The sequence below is a fragment of the Agromyces sp. Y782 genome, from assembly GCF_059445405.1.
In genome coordinates this window covers 421,792-438,221 of sequence record NZ_JCAIUG010000001.1, presented here as the reverse complement: position 1 = coordinate 438,221, position 16,430 = coordinate 421,792, and the positions used below count along the sequence as shown (strand labels likewise).

General features: G+C 67.0%; 15 protein-coding genes. 6 read left to right on the top strand and 9 right to left on the bottom strand.

Annotation, left to right across the window (positions count from 1 at the left end; genetic code table 11):
* Window positions 1–136: 136 nt before the first annotated feature.
* The 9 genes from AC1C2S_RS02020 to sdhC all read right to left on the bottom strand — a co-directional run bounded on the left by AC1C2S_RS02020 (window position 137) and on the right by sdhC (window position 8,384).
* Window positions 137–904 (bottom strand): HAD family hydrolase, encoded by a 768-nt coding sequence (locus AC1C2S_RS02020; protein WP_495350870.1) that lies wholly within the window; start codon window positions 902–904, stop codon window positions 137–139.
* Complete coding sequence (locus AC1C2S_RS02015; RefSeq protein ID WP_495350869.1) at window positions 901–1,464, bottom strand: GNAT family N-acetyltransferase; 564 nt, start codon at window positions 1,462–1,464, stop codon at window positions 901–903. The genes AC1C2S_RS02020 and AC1C2S_RS02015 overlap by 4 nt, the downstream gene beginning before the upstream one ends.
* A 14-nt stretch (window positions 1,465–1,478) precedes the next feature.
* The gene (gene trpS / locus AC1C2S_RS02010) at window positions 1,479–2,492 is read right to left on the bottom strand and encodes a tryptophan--tRNA ligase (RefSeq protein ID WP_495350868.1); all 1,014 of its coding nucleotides are present in this window, start codon (window positions 2,490–2,492) and stop codon (window positions 1,479–1,481) included.
* Window positions 2,493–2,528: 36 nt separating this feature from the next.
* Window positions 2,529–3,368, bottom strand: a complete 840-nt coding sequence (locus tag AC1C2S_RS02005; protein WP_495350867.1) for an exodeoxyribonuclease III — start codon at window positions 3,366–3,368, stop codon at window positions 2,529–2,531.
* 9 nt (window positions 3,369–3,377) lie between these two features.
* Window positions 3,378–4,664, bottom strand: coding sequence for a YihY/virulence factor BrkB family protein (locus AC1C2S_RS02000; protein WP_495350866.1), 1,287 nt, complete (start codon window positions 4,662–4,664; stop codon window positions 3,378–3,380).
* A gap of 267 nt (window positions 4,665–4,931) precedes the next feature.
* The gene (locus AC1C2S_RS01995; RefSeq protein WP_495350865.1) at window positions 4,932–5,687 is read right to left on the bottom strand and encodes a succinate dehydrogenase iron-sulfur subunit; all 756 of its coding nucleotides are present in this window, start codon (window positions 5,685–5,687) and stop codon (window positions 4,932–4,934) included.
* Entirely contained in the window at window positions 5,687–7,510 is a 1,824-nt protein-coding gene (gene sdhA, locus AC1C2S_RS01990; RefSeq protein WP_495350864.1) for a succinate dehydrogenase flavoprotein subunit, read from the bottom strand. The genes AC1C2S_RS01995 and sdhA overlap by 1 nt, the downstream gene beginning before the upstream one ends.
* Window positions 7,511–7,517: 7 nt before the next feature.
* A complete protein-coding gene (locus tag AC1C2S_RS01985; protein ID WP_495350863.1) occupies window positions 7,518–7,949 on the bottom strand; it encodes a succinate dehydrogenase hydrophobic membrane anchor subunit in 432 nt (143 codons plus the stop codon).
* A gap of 12 nt (window positions 7,950–7,961) precedes the next feature.
* On the bottom strand, window positions 7,962–8,384 hold the full coding sequence (sdhC, locus tag AC1C2S_RS01980; protein WP_495350862.1) for a succinate dehydrogenase, cytochrome b556 subunit: 423 nt from the start codon (window positions 8,382–8,384) through the stop codon (window positions 7,962–7,964).
* A 189-nt stretch (window positions 8,385–8,573) separates the two neighbouring features.
* Between sdhC and AC1C2S_RS01975 the strand changes: the two genes are divergently transcribed.
* The 6 genes from AC1C2S_RS01975 (at window position 8,574) to AC1C2S_RS01950 (ending at window position 16,387) form a co-directional block, all read left to right on the top strand.
* Window positions 8,574–9,692, top strand: coding sequence for a mannose-1-phosphate guanylyltransferase (locus tag AC1C2S_RS01975; RefSeq protein ID WP_495350861.1), 1,119 nt, complete (start codon window positions 8,574–8,576; stop codon window positions 9,690–9,692).
* A gap of 25 nt (window positions 9,693–9,717) precedes the next feature.
* The gene (locus tag AC1C2S_RS01970) at window positions 9,718–10,788 is read left to right on the top strand and encodes a BMP family lipoprotein (protein WP_495350860.1); all 1,071 of its coding nucleotides are present in this window, start codon (window positions 9,718–9,720) and stop codon (window positions 10,786–10,788) included.
* Window positions 10,789–10,954: 166 nt separating this feature from the next.
* Complete coding sequence (locus tag AC1C2S_RS01965) at window positions 10,955–12,043, top strand: BMP family lipoprotein (RefSeq protein ID WP_495350859.1); 1,089 nt, start codon at window positions 10,955–10,957, stop codon at window positions 12,041–12,043.
* Between the two features lie 167 nt (window positions 12,044–12,210).
* Complete coding sequence (locus AC1C2S_RS01960) at window positions 12,211–13,728, top strand: ABC transporter ATP-binding protein (RefSeq protein ID WP_495350858.1); 1,518 nt, start codon at window positions 12,211–12,213, stop codon at window positions 13,726–13,728.
* A complete protein-coding gene (locus tag AC1C2S_RS01955) occupies window positions 13,725–15,074 on the top strand; it encodes an ABC transporter permease (protein ID WP_495350857.1) in 1,350 nt (449 codons plus the stop codon). Before AC1C2S_RS01960 ends, AC1C2S_RS01955 begins: the two co-directional genes overlap by 4 nt.
* Window positions 15,071–16,387: an ABC transporter permease gene (locus tag AC1C2S_RS01950; protein ID WP_495350856.1), complete on the top strand. Its 1,317-nt coding sequence runs from the start codon at window positions 15,071–15,073 to the stop codon at window positions 16,385–16,387. Before AC1C2S_RS01955 ends, AC1C2S_RS01950 begins: the two co-directional genes overlap by 4 nt.
* Window positions 16,388–16,430: the final 43 nt, after the last annotated feature.

Below are 16,430 nucleotides of genomic sequence, written 5' to 3'. Positions count from 1 at the left end.
ACCGGCTGCAGGTTACGGTGGGAGGACGGGTCGGGCGCATGGGGGTGCGCCCGGCCCATTCCCCCGTGTTCGGGCAGCGATGGCACCCGTTCGCAGAGCGGCATCGCCGCTCGCGCGAAACGGGCCTGCGTGCGCCTCAGTCGAGCAGGCGCGGAGCAAGCAGGGCCGGCAGTTCGGCGAGCGAGGCGATCTCGAGCACCGCGGATGCCGCGGCATCCGTCGTCGGAATCGCGGCTGCCGCCTCGATGCCGTGCCGATTCAGCCACACGCCGATGAGCCCCGCTTCGCTCGCGCCCACGGCATCAGTGACGAGCCGGTCGCCGACGTATGCCGCGCGACCGACGGGTGCCTCGGCAGCGAAGCGCTCGAGCGCGATGCGGAAGATCTCGGCATCGGGCTTCGTCACGCCGACGTCGCCTGACGCGATGACGTGCTCGAATCGGTTGCGGATGCCGAGTCGTTCGAGCTTGGCGAGCTGGAAGTCGAGCTCGCCGTTCGTGATCACGCCGAATCGCACCCGGGGAACAACCGCGGCGATCGCATCGAGTGCCGGAAGTGCGTCGTCGTGCAGCGCCCAGGACTCGCGATAACGCTCGAAGTACCGGTCGAACCAGGCGCCCGCCGCGAGCTCGTCGAGTTCGTCGCCGTGCGCGATCGCGAAGTCGCGGGCTCGAGCGCGACGTTGTCCCTCGAACGTCAGCCGGCCCGCGAGGTAGGAGTGGTAGTGCTGCTCTTCGAGCTCATGCCAGAAGGTCGAAGCCGCGGCCAGGTCGCCGTCGTATGCCCGCTCCCGCATGTGCAGTGCGATGCCGGTGCTGACCGCCTCACGGTGCGCCATGAGGGTGTCGTCGAGGTCGAAGAGCACGACCGGCGACCCGGCGCGGGGCTCGGATCGCTCGATCACGTGCCACTCCGGAGGATCGGCTCCCAGCTCGCGAACGCGTCGGAGTCGACGACGGCTCTGCGTTCGGCATGCCAGGCCGGCAGGATTCGGCCGTCACGCCCGGGCACGGTGGCGATTCTCGGGGTCGTGCGCCGAAAGCCCGAGGCACGCGCGACGTGAGCCGAGGCCAGATTGCCTTCGTTCGCACGCCAGAGCACCGACTCGGCGCCGAGCGATGCGGTCGCGAGCGTCCACTCGCAGACCGCGGCCACCGCTTCGGCCATGAGAGCGGTACCACGGTGCTCGGCGCCGAGCCAGAAGCCGATCTCGTTGCCGCGACGCAACCCGACGATTCCGAGAATCGGCTCGGTGACGCCACGCCGAAGCGCCCACGTGAGCTCATCGCCCGAAGCCCAGGCCTCGGGTACATACTCCACGAGAAATGCCCTGGCGTGGTCGGTCGTGTACGGCCACGGGGTCGTGAGATACCGGAGGAACAACGGATCGGTGCAGTACCGCGCCACGAGTTCGATGTCGCCCTCGGCCGGGAGGTCGAGCACGAGTCGCTCGGTACTGAGCACGACGGGCAGCATGTTCAGCGCACGCGCCGGAGGAACCCGACGCGGTCGTACACCGTCGCGAGAGTGGTCTCGGCGACCTCGCTCGCTCGGTCGGCGTTGACGGCGAGCAGGCGGTCGAGCTCGGCGGGATCGTCGAGCAGCTCGAGAACGCGGGAGCGGATCGGCTCGAACTCGCCCACGACGACCTCGGCGAGCGCCTTCTTGAAGTCGCCGTACCCGCGACCGGCGAACTCCTGCTCGATGTCGCCGATCGTGCGGCCCGAGAGCACGGAGAAGATCGTGAGGAGGTTCGAGACGCCCGGCTTGTGCTCACGGTCGAAGCGCACTTCGCCATCGGTATCGGTCACGGCGCGCATGATCTTCTTCGCAGTGGCGGAAGGCTCGTCGAGCAGCCAGAGGATGCCGGCCGGCGTCTCACCCGATTTCGACATCTTCGACGTCGGATTCTGCAGGTCGTAGATGCGCGCCGTCTCGCGCTGGATGACGGGCTCGGGCAAGACGAAGGTGTCGGCGCCGAAGCGCGTGTTGAACCGCGCAGCGAGATCGCGCGTGAGCTCCACATGCTGCTTCTGGTCGTCACCAACGGGCACGATCTCGGTCTGGTAGAGCAGGATGTCGGCGGCCATGAGCACGGGGTAGGCGAAGAGGCCGACGCTCGTGGCATCCGCCCCCTGCCGCTGCGACTTGTCTTTGAACTGCGTCATGCGTCCGGCTTCGCCGAAGCCGGTGATCGTGTTGAGCACCCAGGCGAGCTGGGCATGCGCGGGCACGTGCGACTGCACGTAGAGCGTCGAGCTCGAGGGGTCGATGCCCGCTGCGATGTACTGCGCGGCCGTGCGCCGGGTCTTCTCACGGAGTTCGGCGGGGTCTTGAGCCACGGTGATGGCGTGCATGTCGACGACGGAGAAGAAGGCGTCGTGCGTCGACTGGAGCTCTTTCCACTGCAACAGGGCGCCGATGTAGTTGCCGGCGTGCAGCGAGTCGGCGGAGGGTTGCATGCCCGAGTAGAGGCGGGGTTTGGCAGTCATGGGGTTCCTTCGAGAGTGCGGCCGCGGTGCGGCAGGTCAGATGGCGTAGTCGACGACCACGGGGGCGTGGTCGGACCATCGCTTGTCCCAGGCGTCGGCACGATCGATGACGTACGAGACCGCGGTCTCGGCGAGCGCCGGGGTCGCGAGCTGGTAGTCGATACGCCAGCCCGTGTCGGTGTCGAAGGCCTTGCCGCGCTGCGACCACCAGGTGTAGGGGCCGTCGACCTCGCCGGCGAATCGGCGGCCGAGGTCGACCCAGCCGAGCCCGGCGCCCGCGTTGTATGACTCGTCGTCTTCGGCGCCGACGAAACGGTCGAAGTAGGCGCGCTCTTCGGGCAGGAAGCCTGCGTGCTTGACGTTGCCCTTCCAGTTCTTGATGTCGAGGGTGCGGTGCCCGACATTCAGGTCGCCCACGATCACGGCGAGCGCCGAGTGCTCGGCGAGCCGCGGCATCCGCTCGACCATCGCGTCGAGGAATTTGTACTTCTCGACCTGTTTCGGGGTGTCGACCACACCGGAGTGCACGTAGGCCGAGACCACGGTGACGATGCGGTCACCGACCTCGTAGTCGGCCTCGAGCCAGCGGCCGGCGCTGTCGAAATCGGTCGCGCCGAGTTCGACGCGATGGATGCTCGCCCGGTTGCGGCTCGCGATCGCGACACCGGCACGGCCCTTGGCGGTCGCGGGGTCGTGCAGGATGTCCCACTCTTCGCCGAGGAGCCCCTGCAGATCTTCGGTCGAGGCGCGAACTTCTTGCATCGCGAGGATGTCGACGTCGCGCGCGGCGAGCCACTCGCCCATGCCCTTTCGGAACGCGGCACGCACTCCGTTGACGTTGACGTTGGCGAGACGGAGGGGCTTCGCAGAAGGCATGGATCGATCCTACGGGAGGCCTCCGACGTCGGATCGCGGGCCGATCGGTGCAGCGGATGCCTCGAGCTCGGAAAGCTCCTGCTCGGCATTCGCGAGACGACGTCGTGCGGAGAAACGCCCGATCCAGTTGGCGGTGTCGAGTTCCCGTTGCGCCTCGCGCACCCGCACTCGCGCGGCGGTGACGAGGGCCCGGTGCTCCTGTGCGAGCTGTTCCGCCGCGAGTTGCTCGGGTGTCACCTTGCGCAGGGACTCGTGCGCGTCGGAGGCCTCGACCGCGATCCAGCTCGCGGCGACGAGGATCACGATGCTCGTCAGCCTGAACCAGAGGAGAAGTCCGATGAACACCGTGAACGTGGCGAGGAGCGGGTTGGTCGTCACGCTCGAGACGAGCCAGCCGCCGAGGATCTGCAGCACCGACAGCGCGGCGGAGCCGAGCAGCGAACCGACCCACATGCGCCGCCACGGCATGGCCGCGCCCGAGAGGAAGCGGAACATGACCGCGAGGGCGAGCGTGTCGATCACGAAGACGACGACGATCGCGCCGAACTGCACGAAGAAGCCCGACCAACCGGCCTCGCTCGGCAGGCCCAGGAGGCCGAACAGCCAGCCGAACAACGACGTCGCCACCACTGAGAGCACCGCCGCGAGCATGAGGATCGCGCCGAAGGCGAACCCCGCGAGGAAATCGCGGGCCTTCAGCAGCGCGTAGGCGCGGGTGTCCTTCGGTAGCCCGAAGATGCTGCGCACAGCCATGCGCGCGTAGGTGATCCACCCGATGGCCGTCCAGATCAGGCCCGCGAGGGCGACCGCGCCCGTCCAGCCGAAGAGGCTCGTGCTCGAGGAGGCGATCTTGGTGAGTTCGTCGGGGTGGATGACGCCCTCGTCACCGATGAGTCCGGGGGCATACGTGTTCAACAGGCTCACGAAGGCGTCGAGTGTCTCCTTGCTTCCCGTCAGCCAGATGCCGGCGACGGCGAAGACGACGTACGTCGCCGCGAAGATCGCGAAGAGCGCCTGGTAGCTCATGCCCGACGAGAGGATGAAGCCGTTTCGGCTGAGGAAGTGGCGCCAGACCCGAACCGGGAAGAGCTCCATCGTCTTCTGGGTGATCGTGCTGACCTTGCTGATCGGCTCTTCGAGGCGCTCGCGGATCGGCTGGCTGAACTCGTCGAACCGTTCCTTCGCCGATCGAGACGTGCCGTTCAGATCGAGCGGATCCTCTGCGAGAGGCGCCTCACGCCCGCCGTCGTCGTTGCGTCCGCCGCGCAGGCGGTCGGTGGCATCACGCTCGCTCACGCTCCAACCCTAGCGACGGGCATCCGGATTCCAGTGCCAGCACTGACCGCGTCTCAGCGCTCGCCCCGTGGGCGAGCCCGTTCGCGTGCCGCAGACTCGAGCCAAGCAAGATGACAAGCCCGGCAAAGCCTGCGAAAGCCGGACCAACCAGCGCACCACCCGCACCCGGGCATTTCGCCGATCGGCGACATCATCCCGAGCGGCGCTGGACACGAGGAGCGGGCCGGGTGCATCAGCACCGGCCCGTTTCGTCGTCTCTGCGTCGGACTACGGCTTGCCGCGCATGATGGCCTGCTTGACCTCTGCGATCGCCTTCGTCACCTCGATGCCGCGAGGGCATGCCTCGGTGCAGTTGAAGGTCGTGCGGCAGCGCCACACGCCCTCTTTGTCGTTGAGGATATCGAGGCGGGTCTGGGAGCCTTCATCGCGCGAGTCGAAGATGAAGCGGTGTGCGTTCACGATCGCAGCGGGGCCGAAGTACTGGCCGTCGGTCCAGAAGACGGGGCACGACGAGGTGCACGCCGCACAGAGGATGCACTTCGTGGTGTCGTCGAAGATGGCTCTCTCGGCGACCGATTGCACGCGCTCCTTGCCCGCTACGGGTGCTGGGCCCGCGATCAGGAACGGCGCCACCTCACGGTAGCTCGCGAAGAACGGCTCCATGTCGACGATGAGGTCCTTCTCCAGCGGCAGGCCCTTGATGGCCTCGACGTAGATGGGCTTGGAGATGTCGAGGTCTTTGATGAGCGTCTTGCACGCGAGTCGGTTGCGGCCGTTGATGCGCATCGCGTCGGAGCCGCAGATGCCGTGCGCGCAGGAGCGGCGGAATGTCAGCGAGCCGTCTTGCTCCCACTTGATCTTGTGGAGGGCGTCGAGCACGCGGTCGGTCGCGAACATCTCGACGTCGAAGTCCTGCCAGCGCGGTTCGGTGTCGACCTCGGGGTCGAAGCGTCGGATCAGGAAGGTGACGGTGAACGACTGGATCGCATCCGCCGGCGGCTTCTCGAGCGTTGCAGTGCTCATCAGTACTTCCTCTCCATGGGCTGGTAACGGGTGATCGTGACCGGTTTCCAGTCGAGCCGGATGTGGTCGGCCGCGTCGGACGAATGCGCGTCGCCCGACAGGTACGCCATCGTGTGCTGCATGTAGTTCTCGTCGTCGCGCTTCGGGAAGTCGTCGCGCATGTGGCCGCCGCGGCTCTCTTTGCGGTTGCGCGCGGAGTAGACGACGACTTCGGCCAGGTCGAGCAGGAAGCCGAGTTCGACGGCCTCGAGCAGGTCGGTGTTGAAGCGCCGGCCCTTGTCGTGCACCGCGACGTTCTTGTACCGCTCGCGGAGCGCGGCGATGACCGTCGTCACGTGCTCGAGCGACTCGTCGGTGCGGAACACCTGGGCGTTCTTGTCCATCTCGTCTTGCAGATCTTTGCGGATCGCGGCGATGCGCTCGGTGCCATTCGAGTCGCGGAGCTGTTCGAGCATGCCGCGCACCGCGGCGGCCGGGTCATCCGGGAGCGGGGTGAAGTCGACGTTCGCCACGTAGGCGACGGCGTTGTTGCCTGCCCTCTTTCCGAACACGTTGATGTCGAGCAGGGAGTTCGTACCGAGGCGGTTCGAACCGTGCACCGAGACGCACGCGCACTCGCCGGCGGCGTAGAGCCCCGGCACAACGGTGTCGTTGTCGGAGAGCACCTCTGCGGCCACGTTCGTCGGGATGCCGCCCATCGCGTAGTGCGCGGTCGGCATCACGGGCACGGGCTCGTACACGGGGTCGACGCCGAGGTACGTACGGGCGAACTCGGTGATGTCGGGCAGCTTCGTCTCGAGCACCTCTGCACCGAGGTGGGTGCAGTCGAGCAGTACATAGTCCTTGTGGGGGCCGGCGCCGCGCCCCTCTGCGACCTCCTGCACCATGCAGCGCGCGACGATGTCACGGGGTGCGAGGTCTTTGATGGTCGGGGCGTAGCGCTCCATGAAGCGCTCACCGCTCGCGTTGCGGAGGATTGCACCCTCACCGCGGGCACCCTCGGTGAGCAGGATTCCGAGACCGGCGAGGCCGGTCGGGTGGAATTGGAAGAACTCCATGTCTTCGAGCGGCAGGCCCTTGCGCCAGATGATGCCGACGCCGTCGCCCGTGAGGGTGTGGGCGTTCGACGTGGTCTTGTAGATCTTGCCGAACCCGCCGGTCGCGAAGATCACGGCCTTGGCCTGGAAGACGTGCAGCTCACCCGAGGCGAGGTCGTAGGCGACCACGCCCGACGGCTGCTTCGTCTTCGATCCATCGGGCCCGTCGACCTCGGTCATGACGAGGTCGAGCACGTAGTACTCGTTGAAGAAGTTGATGCCCAGCCGCACGCAGTTCTGGAAGAGCGTCTGCAGGATCATGTGACCCGTGCGGTCTGCCGCGTAACAGGCGCGACGCACGGGCGCTTTGCCGTGATCGCGAGTGTGGCCGCCGAAGCGTCGCTGGTCGATCTTGCCCTCGGGCGTGCGGTTGAACGGCAAGCCCATGTTCTCGAGGTCGATGACCGCGTCGATCGCCTCTTTCGCGAGGATCTCGGCCGCGTCTTGGTCGACGAGGTAGTCGCCGCCCTTGACGGTGTCGAAGGTGTGCCACTCCCAGTTGTCTTCTTCAACGTTCGCGAGCGCCGCGGCCATGCCGCCCTGCGCAGCGCCCGTGTGCGAACGGGTGGGGTAGAGCTTGGAGATGACCGCGGTCTTGGCGCCCGGGCCGGCCTCGATCGCCGCACGCATGCCGGCGCCGCCGGCGCCCACGATGACGATGTCGAACTGGTGGTAGTGGACGCCGTCGATGACCTGGGTCTCGGCGTCGGCGTTCTGGGTGTTCACGGATCTCCTATGCAGCGCAGAACGAGGGAAGCAGGTCGGCGGGCGCGCCCACCGGGCACGGCTCGAAGGTGAAGACGACGAGGGTGCCGAGGATGATGAGCACGGCGGCGGCAGCGAACAGGGCGCCCTTCAGCACCTTCTGCACGGTGCCCGGGCTCGTGTAGTCGTTGACGATCGTTCGCATGCCGTTGGCGCCGTGGATGAGCGCGAGCCAGAGCATCAGCACGTCCCACCACTGCCAGAACGGGTCTGCCCACTTGCCGCCGACGAAGCCGAAGTCGATGGCCTTCACGCCGTCGCCGACCATGAGGTTCACGAAGAGGTGGCCGAAGATGAGCACGATCAGCACGACGCCCGACGCGCGCATGTAGATCCAGCCCCACTTCTCCAGGTTGACGCCGCGGCGGCGCGGGCGATCGGAGAATTCCATGGCAGTCATGTCCGCGGCTCCCTAGTGGCTGAAGACGTTGATGAGGTGGCGCGGCGCGAAAGCCAGCATCGTCACGACCCAGAGGGCGATGACGACGTAGAACAGCAGCTTCTGATGCCGGGTCGCCCACGACCAGAAGTCGACGAGGATGATGCGCAGGCCGTTGAAGGCGTGGAAGACGATCGCGCCGACGAGGGCGACCTCGCCGAGGCCCATGATGGGCGTCTGGTAGGTGCCGATGACCGCGTTGTAGGCCTCGGGGCTCACTCGCACGAGCGCCGTGTCGAGCACGTGCACGAGGAGGAAGAAGAAGATCGCGACACCGGTGATGCGGTGCAGCACCCACGACCACATGCCCTCGTTTCCGCGGTACAGGGTGCCTCCGGGCCTCTGTCTCGCGGGCTTCGCGGGTGCGGTCAGGGTTCCCGCCGAAGTCTCTGGCATGAACAACCCTCCTTGGCTGTGTGCATCGCCCCGAACGCGGGCGGATTCGGGCACACGACCCGGTTCGAGTGTAGACCCGCACCCAGTCGAGCCGCCGCCAAGGCGCGCCTAACTCTCTCGACATCGAGATAACGGATGCCGCGGCACTCGTCTCTCCTGGCTGTCACGCACTCCGGTTACGCTGTGCTGATGGACGCAACCCCCATCGACGGCTTCTACAGCGTCATCCCCGCCGGCGGTGTCGGATCGCGGCTCTGGCCGCTCTCCCGCGCCGACGCGCCGAAGTTCCTGCACGATCTCACCGGCTCGGGCCAGACGCTCCTCAAAGACACCTGGGATCGCCTCGCCCCGCTCTCCGGCGCCGACCGCATCATGGTCGTGACGGGTCGCGCGCATCGCGCCGCGGTCGAAGCTCAGCTGCCGGGCCTCGCCGACCACAATGTGGTGCTCGAGAGCGAGCCCCGGGACTCCACGGCCGCGATCGGGCTCGCCGCAGCGATCCTCGAGCGCCGCGAGCCCGGCGTCATCGTCGGCTCCTTCGCGGCCGACCATGTGATCTCGGGTACCGCGCTCTACCGCGCGGCCGTCGTCGACGCTGTCGCTGCCGCTCGGGCCGGGTACATCGCGACGATCGGCATCACGCCGACCGAGCCGGCGGTCGGCTTCGGTTACATCGAATGCGGGGCGTCCATCGAGGTCGAGGGCGCCGCTCATGTCGAAGCGGTCGCGAGCTTCGTCGAGAAGCCCGACCTCGCAACGGCCAAGCGCTACCTGGCGGGCGGCAAGCACCTTTGGAACGCGGGCATGTTCATCGCCCGGGCCGACGCGCTCCTCGCCGAGATCGCGCACAACAAGCCCGAGCTGCACGCGGGTCTCGTCGAACTCGCGGCGGCGTGGGACGACTCCGACACGCGCGGCCCCGCCGTCGATCGCATCTGGCCGCGGCTCGAGAAGATCGCGATCGACTACTCGGTCGCAGAGCCGGCCGCTGCCGCGGGTCGCCTCGCGGTCATCCGCGGTCACTTCGCGTGGGACGACGTGGGCGACTTCGCCTCGCTCGCCAAGCTCAACACCGCGGGCCGCTCCGGCGAGCTCGCGATCCTCGGCGAGAACGCCCGCGTGCTCTCCGACGCGTCCAGCGGCATCGTCATCAGCCGCTCGAAGCGGGTCATCAGCTTGATCGGCGTGCACGATATCGTCGTCGTTGACACGCCGGATGCGCTCCTCGTCACCACGAGCGAGCACGCGCAGCGAGTCAAAGCGGTCGTCGATGCCCTTCGGCTCGGCGGTTCGAGCGACGTGCTCTAGCGAGCGCGAGAGAGCGGGGTTCCGGATGTCTCTGGGTCGAAGCATCATCGCGGGTGCGACGTTGGTCGCGGCATCCGTCGCCCTCGTCTCGTGCGCTCCTGCGCCCGACGGCGGTGAGGGCGGCGAGGCGAGTGAATCGTGCGTGCGGATGGTCACGAACTCGGGCGGCCTCGAAGACCGCTCCTTCAACCAGTCGAGCTGGGAGGGGCTGCAGGCGGCCGAAGACGAGTACGACGTCGCCGCCGAGGCGATCGTCTCCACGGGTGAGACCGACCTGGCGCCGAATGTGCAGCAGGCGGTCGACTCGGGCTGCGAGCTCATCGTCACCGTCGGATGGGAACTGGCCGAGTCGACGCTCGACCAGGCGGGCAAGAACCCCGACCTCGCGTTCGCGATCGTCGATGAGACGGTCGACGCCGAGAACGTGAAGCCGGTCGTCTTCGACACCGCGCAAGCGGCGTATCTCGCCGGCTATCTCGCAGCGGGCGTCTCGAAGACGGGCGTCGTCGCGACGTTCGGCGGCGGCAACCAGCCGCCGGTCACCCTCTTCATGGACGGCTTCGTCGACGGCGTCGCGAAGTACAACGAGGTGCACGGCGCACAGGTGCGCGCGCTCGGCTGGGACAAGGATGCGCAAGACGGCGCGTTCACGGGAGACTTCGAAGACGTCAACAAGGGCAAGACCCTGACCGAGAGTTTCATCGACCAGGGCGCCGACGTGATCCTGCCGGTCGCAGGCCAGGTCGGCGAAGGCGCGGCGGCCGCGGCACTCGAACGCGGCGGCGTCTCGATCATCTGGGTCGACAGCGACGGCTACGAATCGCTCGGGGCCGAGCTGCGCCCGGTAATCCTCACGAGCGTGCTGAAGAACACTCAGGATGCGATGGTCCAGATCGTCGGCGCGGTGCTCGATGGGGCGTTCGACAATGAGCCGTTCATCGGCACGCTCGAGAACGGCGGGGTCGAGATCGCGCCGTACCACGATCTCGCCACCCTCGTGCCGCCGGCGCTCGACGGCGAGATCGAGGGGCTGCGTCAGGCGATCATTGCCGGCGAGATCATCGTGGAGTCGCCGAGCGCTCCTGAACGTCGCTGATCACTCCCGTTCTCGGGGGTCTCCGTACTGCTCATATGAGCAGAACATCGCGTCTTGATAACCATTGGATGTCGTGACCCCTCGGGCCGTGGCGCTCGCCGCAACATTCGGTAACGTGACTGCACGAGCCTCGGAACGGTCGGGGCGACAGTCTTTGGAGGACACAGTGAAGGTCACGACCAAGAAGGCCGCGCTCGGCGGCCTCGCGTTGTTCGGTGCAGCCGTACTGCTCGCCGGTTGCGCATCCGCACCCGAAGAAACGGACGGCGGTGGCGAAGCCATCGACTTCCAGCCCTGCATGGTGTCCGACTCGGGCGGTTTCGACGACAAGTCCTTCAACCAGCTCGGCTTCGAGGGCGCCACGAAGGCGGCCGACGAGCTCGGCGTCGAACTCAAGAGCGTCCAGTCCGACTCCGAAACCGACTACGCGCCCAACCTGACGAACCTCGTAGACCAGGGCTGCGACCTCATCGTCACGGTCGGGTTCGCGCTCTCGGCGGCCACCGTGGAGTCCGCTCTGGCCAACCCCGACATCGAGTACGTCATCATCGACGACGCGGCCGACAACGACTTCGATGGCGAGGTCGACGCGCCGAACATCAAGCCGATCCTCTTCGACACCGCCCAGGCCGCCTTCCTCGGCGGCTACGCGGCGGCCGACTACACCACGACCAACGTCGTCGGCACCTTCGGCGGCCAGAACTTCCCGACCGTCTCGATCTTCATGGACGGCTTCAAGCAGGGCGTCGACTACTACAACGAGCAGAAGAACAAGGGCGTCACAGTGCTCGGCTGGGACGGCACCGACGGCCTCTTCACCGGTGGCTTCGAAGCCAACGACATCGCGCGCCAGACCGCGCAGGGCCTCCTCGACCAGAACGTCGACGTGCTGCTGCCCGTCGGTGGCCCGATCTACCAGTCGGCTGCTGCGGCGATCCGCGACTCCGGGGCCGACGTCGCGCTCATGGGCGTCGACGCAGACTTCACCGAGACCGACCCGTCGGTCGCAGACCTCGTGCTGACCTCGATCCTCAAGGGCATCGACGTCGGTACCTACGAGGCCGTGCTCGCTGCAGGCAACGGTGAATTCGATCCCACGGCGTTCATCGGCACCCTCGAGAACGAGGGCGTCGGCCTCGCGCCGTTCCACGACTTCGAGTCGAAGGTCTCGCCGACGCTCCAGGGTGAGCTCGACGACCTGAAGGCTGCGATCATCGCGGGCGACGTGACGGTCAACTCCTACCTCGTCGGCTGAGTCGAGAGCGGCACGCATCGGGGAGGTCGGCTTGCCGGCCTCCCCGATCCTCGTTCGATTCCGCGCGTTCGCGCACGTCTCGCAACATCTGAGCGGTCCCGATTCGGGTCCCACAACATCCGTGCAGCATCTCCGACAGATGCGGCACCGTCACTAGGATCGGGAGCATGAAGCTCGAACTTCGCGGCATCACGAAGCGATTCGGCAGCTTGGTCGCCAACGACCACATCGACCTCACCGTGGAGGCCGGAGAAATCCATGCGCTCCTCGGCGAGAACGGCGCAGGCAAGTCGACGCTCATGAACGTGCTCTACGGCCTGTATCAAGCAGACGAGGGCGAGGTGCTCCTCAACGACGAGGTCGCACATTTCGCCGGTCCGGGCGACGCGATGGCAGCCGGCATCGGCATGGTCCACCAGCACTTCATGCTCATCCCGGTCTTCACCGTGGCCGAGAACGTGATGCTCGGCCACGAGTCGACGAAGGCGGGTGGCATCCTCGACTTGGCCACTGCGCGCGCCAAGGTCAACGAGCTCTCCGCACGCTTCGGCTTCCATGTCGACCCCGACGCCCTCGTCGAAGACCTCCCGGTCGGCGTGCAGCAACGCATCGAGATCATCAAGGCTCTCTCACGAGACGCGAAGCTGCTCGTGTTCGATGAGCCGACGGCGGTGCTCACGCCGCAAGAGACCGACGAGTTGATGGGCATCATGCGCCAGCTCAAAGAGGCTGGCACCTCGATCGTCTTCATCACGCACAAGCTGCGAGAGGTGCGTGAGGTCGCCGATCGGATCACCGTCATCCGGCTGGGCAAGGTCGTCGGCGAAGCGTCGCCCACGGCGACGAACGCTGAGCTCGCGTCGCTCATGGTCGGCCGTGCAGTCGAGTTGACGGTGCACAAAGAGGAACCGAAACTCGGCGATTCGGCGCTCGTCATCGAGGGACTCACCGTGATCGACCCGATCGGGCAACTCGTCGTCAACGACGTGAGCTTCACGGTACGGCGGGGCGAGATCCTCGCCGTCGCGGGCGTACAGGGCAACGGGCAGACCGAACTCACCGAGGCGCTCCTCGGGCTGCAACCGCGCGTGCAGGGGTCGATCACGCTCGACGGCATCGACCTTACGGGCGCCGGCGTGCGCAAGATCCTCGAATCAGGCGTCGGCTTCGTGCCCGAAGATCGCAACGAAGACGGACTCGTCGGCGAGTTCACGATCGCCGAGAACCTCATGCTCGACCGCAGCGAGAGCCCGCCTTTCGTGCGGGCCGGCAACTTGCAGCGGAGTGCGCTCGCCGAGTTCGCGCGCGAGAAGATCCAAGAGTTCGACATTCGGGCGCAGGGCATCGACGAGCTCGTGCAGCAGCTCTCCGGTGGAAACCAGCAGAAGGTCGTGCTCGCCCGAGAGCTCAGCCGTGAGCTTCGGCTGCTCGTCGCCGCGCAGCCGACGCGCGGCGTCGACGTGGGCTCGATCGAGTTCATCCACAAGCGCATCGTCGCTGCCCGCGACGCCGGCGTGCCCGTCGTCGTCGTCTCGACCGAGCTCGATGAGGTCGGGGCACTTGCCGATCGAATCATGGTCATGTACCGCGGACGCATCGTCGGCATCGTCCCGGGAGACACGCCTCGTGACGTGCTCGGACTGATGATGGCCGGCGAACATCCCGCAGAAGGAGCCGCCGCGTGAGCGATCCCCACCCGCCCCGGGCCGACGGCGTCGGCGCGAGCTCGCTCGACGCCGACGCCGACGCCGCGCTCGAGGAGCCTGGCGCCATCGAACCCGAGGCTGCCGCCGTCCGGGTTCCCGACGGCGGCGACGTGCCGCCGCCCTCGAAGTGGCACAAGATGCTGAACCAGATCGCGACGGGCAACGCCATCATCTCGGTGCTCGCGGTGGTTCTCGCGCTCGTCGTCGGGGCGATCATGATCGCGTTCACCGACGAGCGAGTCCAAGAGACGGCCGGCTACTTCTTCTCGCGCCCGAGCGATCTTTTCCTCGCCGTGTGGCAGTCGGTATCGGGGGCCTACTCCGCGCTCTTCCAGGGCTCGATCTACAACTTCCGCCGAGACACGTTCATCGACGGCATCCGCCCGCTCACCGAGACACTGACGTTCGCGACGCCGCTCATCGCCGGTGGCCTCGGCGTGGCCCTCGCGTTCCGCGTCGGCATGTTCAACATCGGTGGTCGCGGCCAGATGCTCATCGCGGCATCCGTTGCCGGCTGGATCGGCTTCGGCTTCGACCTGCCGTGGGGCGTGCACATGCTGGTCGCCCTCGTCGGCGGGCTCGTCGGCGGCGCACTCTGGGCGGGCATCGCCGGATTCCTGAAAGCCCGCACCGGTGCGCACGAGGTGATCGTCACGATCATGCTCAACTACGTCGCGTTCTACCTCGTGTCGTGGATGCTGCGCACTCCTGGTCTGCTCCAGGCGCCCGGCTCGTCGAATCCGAAGACCCCGGGCATGAAAGAGACCGCGATCTTCCCTGCGATCCCCGGGTTCAACCTGCACTTCGGATTCGTTCTCGCGATCATCGCGACGATCGTGGTGTGGTGGATCCTCAGCCGGTCGAGCCTCGGCTTCAAGTTCCGCGCCGTCGGCCTCAACCCGAACGCCGCACGCGTCGCCGGCATCAACGTGAAGGGCATGTACGTCTACGCGATGCTCATCAGCGGCGCGTTGCTGGGACTGGCTGGTGTGAGCCAGGTGCTCGGCACCGTCACGACCGGCTTCACCGCCGGCATCGACGCGGGCATCGGCTTCGACGCGATCACGGTCGCGCTGCTCGGGCGTTCCACCCCGTGGGGTACGTTCGTCGCCGGAATCCTCTTCGGCGCGTTCAAGGCCGGAGGGTTCTCGATGCAGGCCGCCGAAGGCGTTCCGATCGAGATCGTGCTCGTCGTGCAGTCGCTCATCGTGCTCTTCATCGCCGCGCCGCCGCTGGTCCGCACGATCTTCGGCCTGCCCGACCCCGACGCCAAGCCGAGACGATCCCGCAAGAACCGCACGAAGGGGGAGGTGAAGGCGAAGTGAGCCGAACCGTGGAACATCAGCGCGTCGCGCCTCAGCCGGAATCGCTCGACACGACGGTCGTGATGAGCTGGAAGGCACCCATCGCCTTCGGCATCTTCACGCTCGTCGCCCTCGCCCTCGCGGTGTTCGCGCCGCGAGAGGGGGTCACGACCTACCGGTGGTCGCGTGAAGCCGACACCATCCAAGTGCCCGACCTCGTCGTGCCGGCGATGGCGACGATCTGGACGGTCGTCGCCCTGCTCGCCGTGGCGACGTTGTACTCGGCGCTGCTCGTGCGATCGAAGCGCCGAGTGCCGCTCTGGCTCATCGTCGTGTTCGCGATCCTGTTCATGTTCGCCTTCCTCACCTGGGCCGGCGCCGGAGCATCGCTGCCCATGATCGGCCTCCTGTTCGGTTCGCTGAGCCTCGCGGTGCCGCTCATCTTCGGTTCGCTCGCGGGCGTGATCGGCGAACGCGCCGGCGTCGTGAACATCGCCATCGAGGGGCAGCTGCTGGCCGGCGCTTTCACCGCGGCGGTCGTCGCCTCGATCGTTTCGTCGAGCACCGGCCAGGGCTGGCTCGGGCTCACCGCCGGAGTGATCGCGGCGATGGTCGCGGGAATGCTGGTCGGCATGGTGCTCGCCGCATTCTCGATCAAGTACTTCGTCGACCAGGTCATCGTCGGTGTCGTGCTCAACGTTCTCGTCGTCGGCCTCACGAGCTTCTTTTTCTCGCAAGTGCTCGCCCCGAACTCGGCTCTGCTCAACAGCACCGCCCAGCGCTTCGAGCGACTGCCGATCCCCGTGCTCAGCGAGATCCCGATCATCGGGCCGGTGCTGTTCCGGCAGACCCTCATCGTGTACCTCATGTACGTCGCCGTCGCGCTCGTCTACGTCGGGCTCTTCCACACGAAATGGGGTCTGCGTGTCCGCGCGGTCGGAGAGCACCCGCAGGCGGCCGACACGGTGGGCATCAAGGTCAATCGCACCCGCTTCTGGAATGTCGCGCTCGCCGGCGCGCTCGCCGGCCTCGGCGGGACGTTCTTCACGATCGGGTCCGGCATCGCGTTCAACAAGGAGATGACCGCCGGAGCCGGATTCATTGCCCTCGCCGCCGTCATCTTCGGCAACTGGGATCCGATTCGGGCGACGCTTGCCGCCCTCTTGTTCGGCTTCGCATCGAACCTGCAGAACACCCTCTCGGTCATCGGCTCGCCGGTTCCGAGCGAGTTCATGCTCATGTTGCCGTACGTCGTGACGATCTTCGCCGTTGCCGGGTTCGTCGGAAAGTCCCGCGCACCCGCTGCAGACGGCAAGCCGTACATCAAGTCCTGACCGATCCGATCGCGACGCGATCCGATCCACCTCGAACCGAACG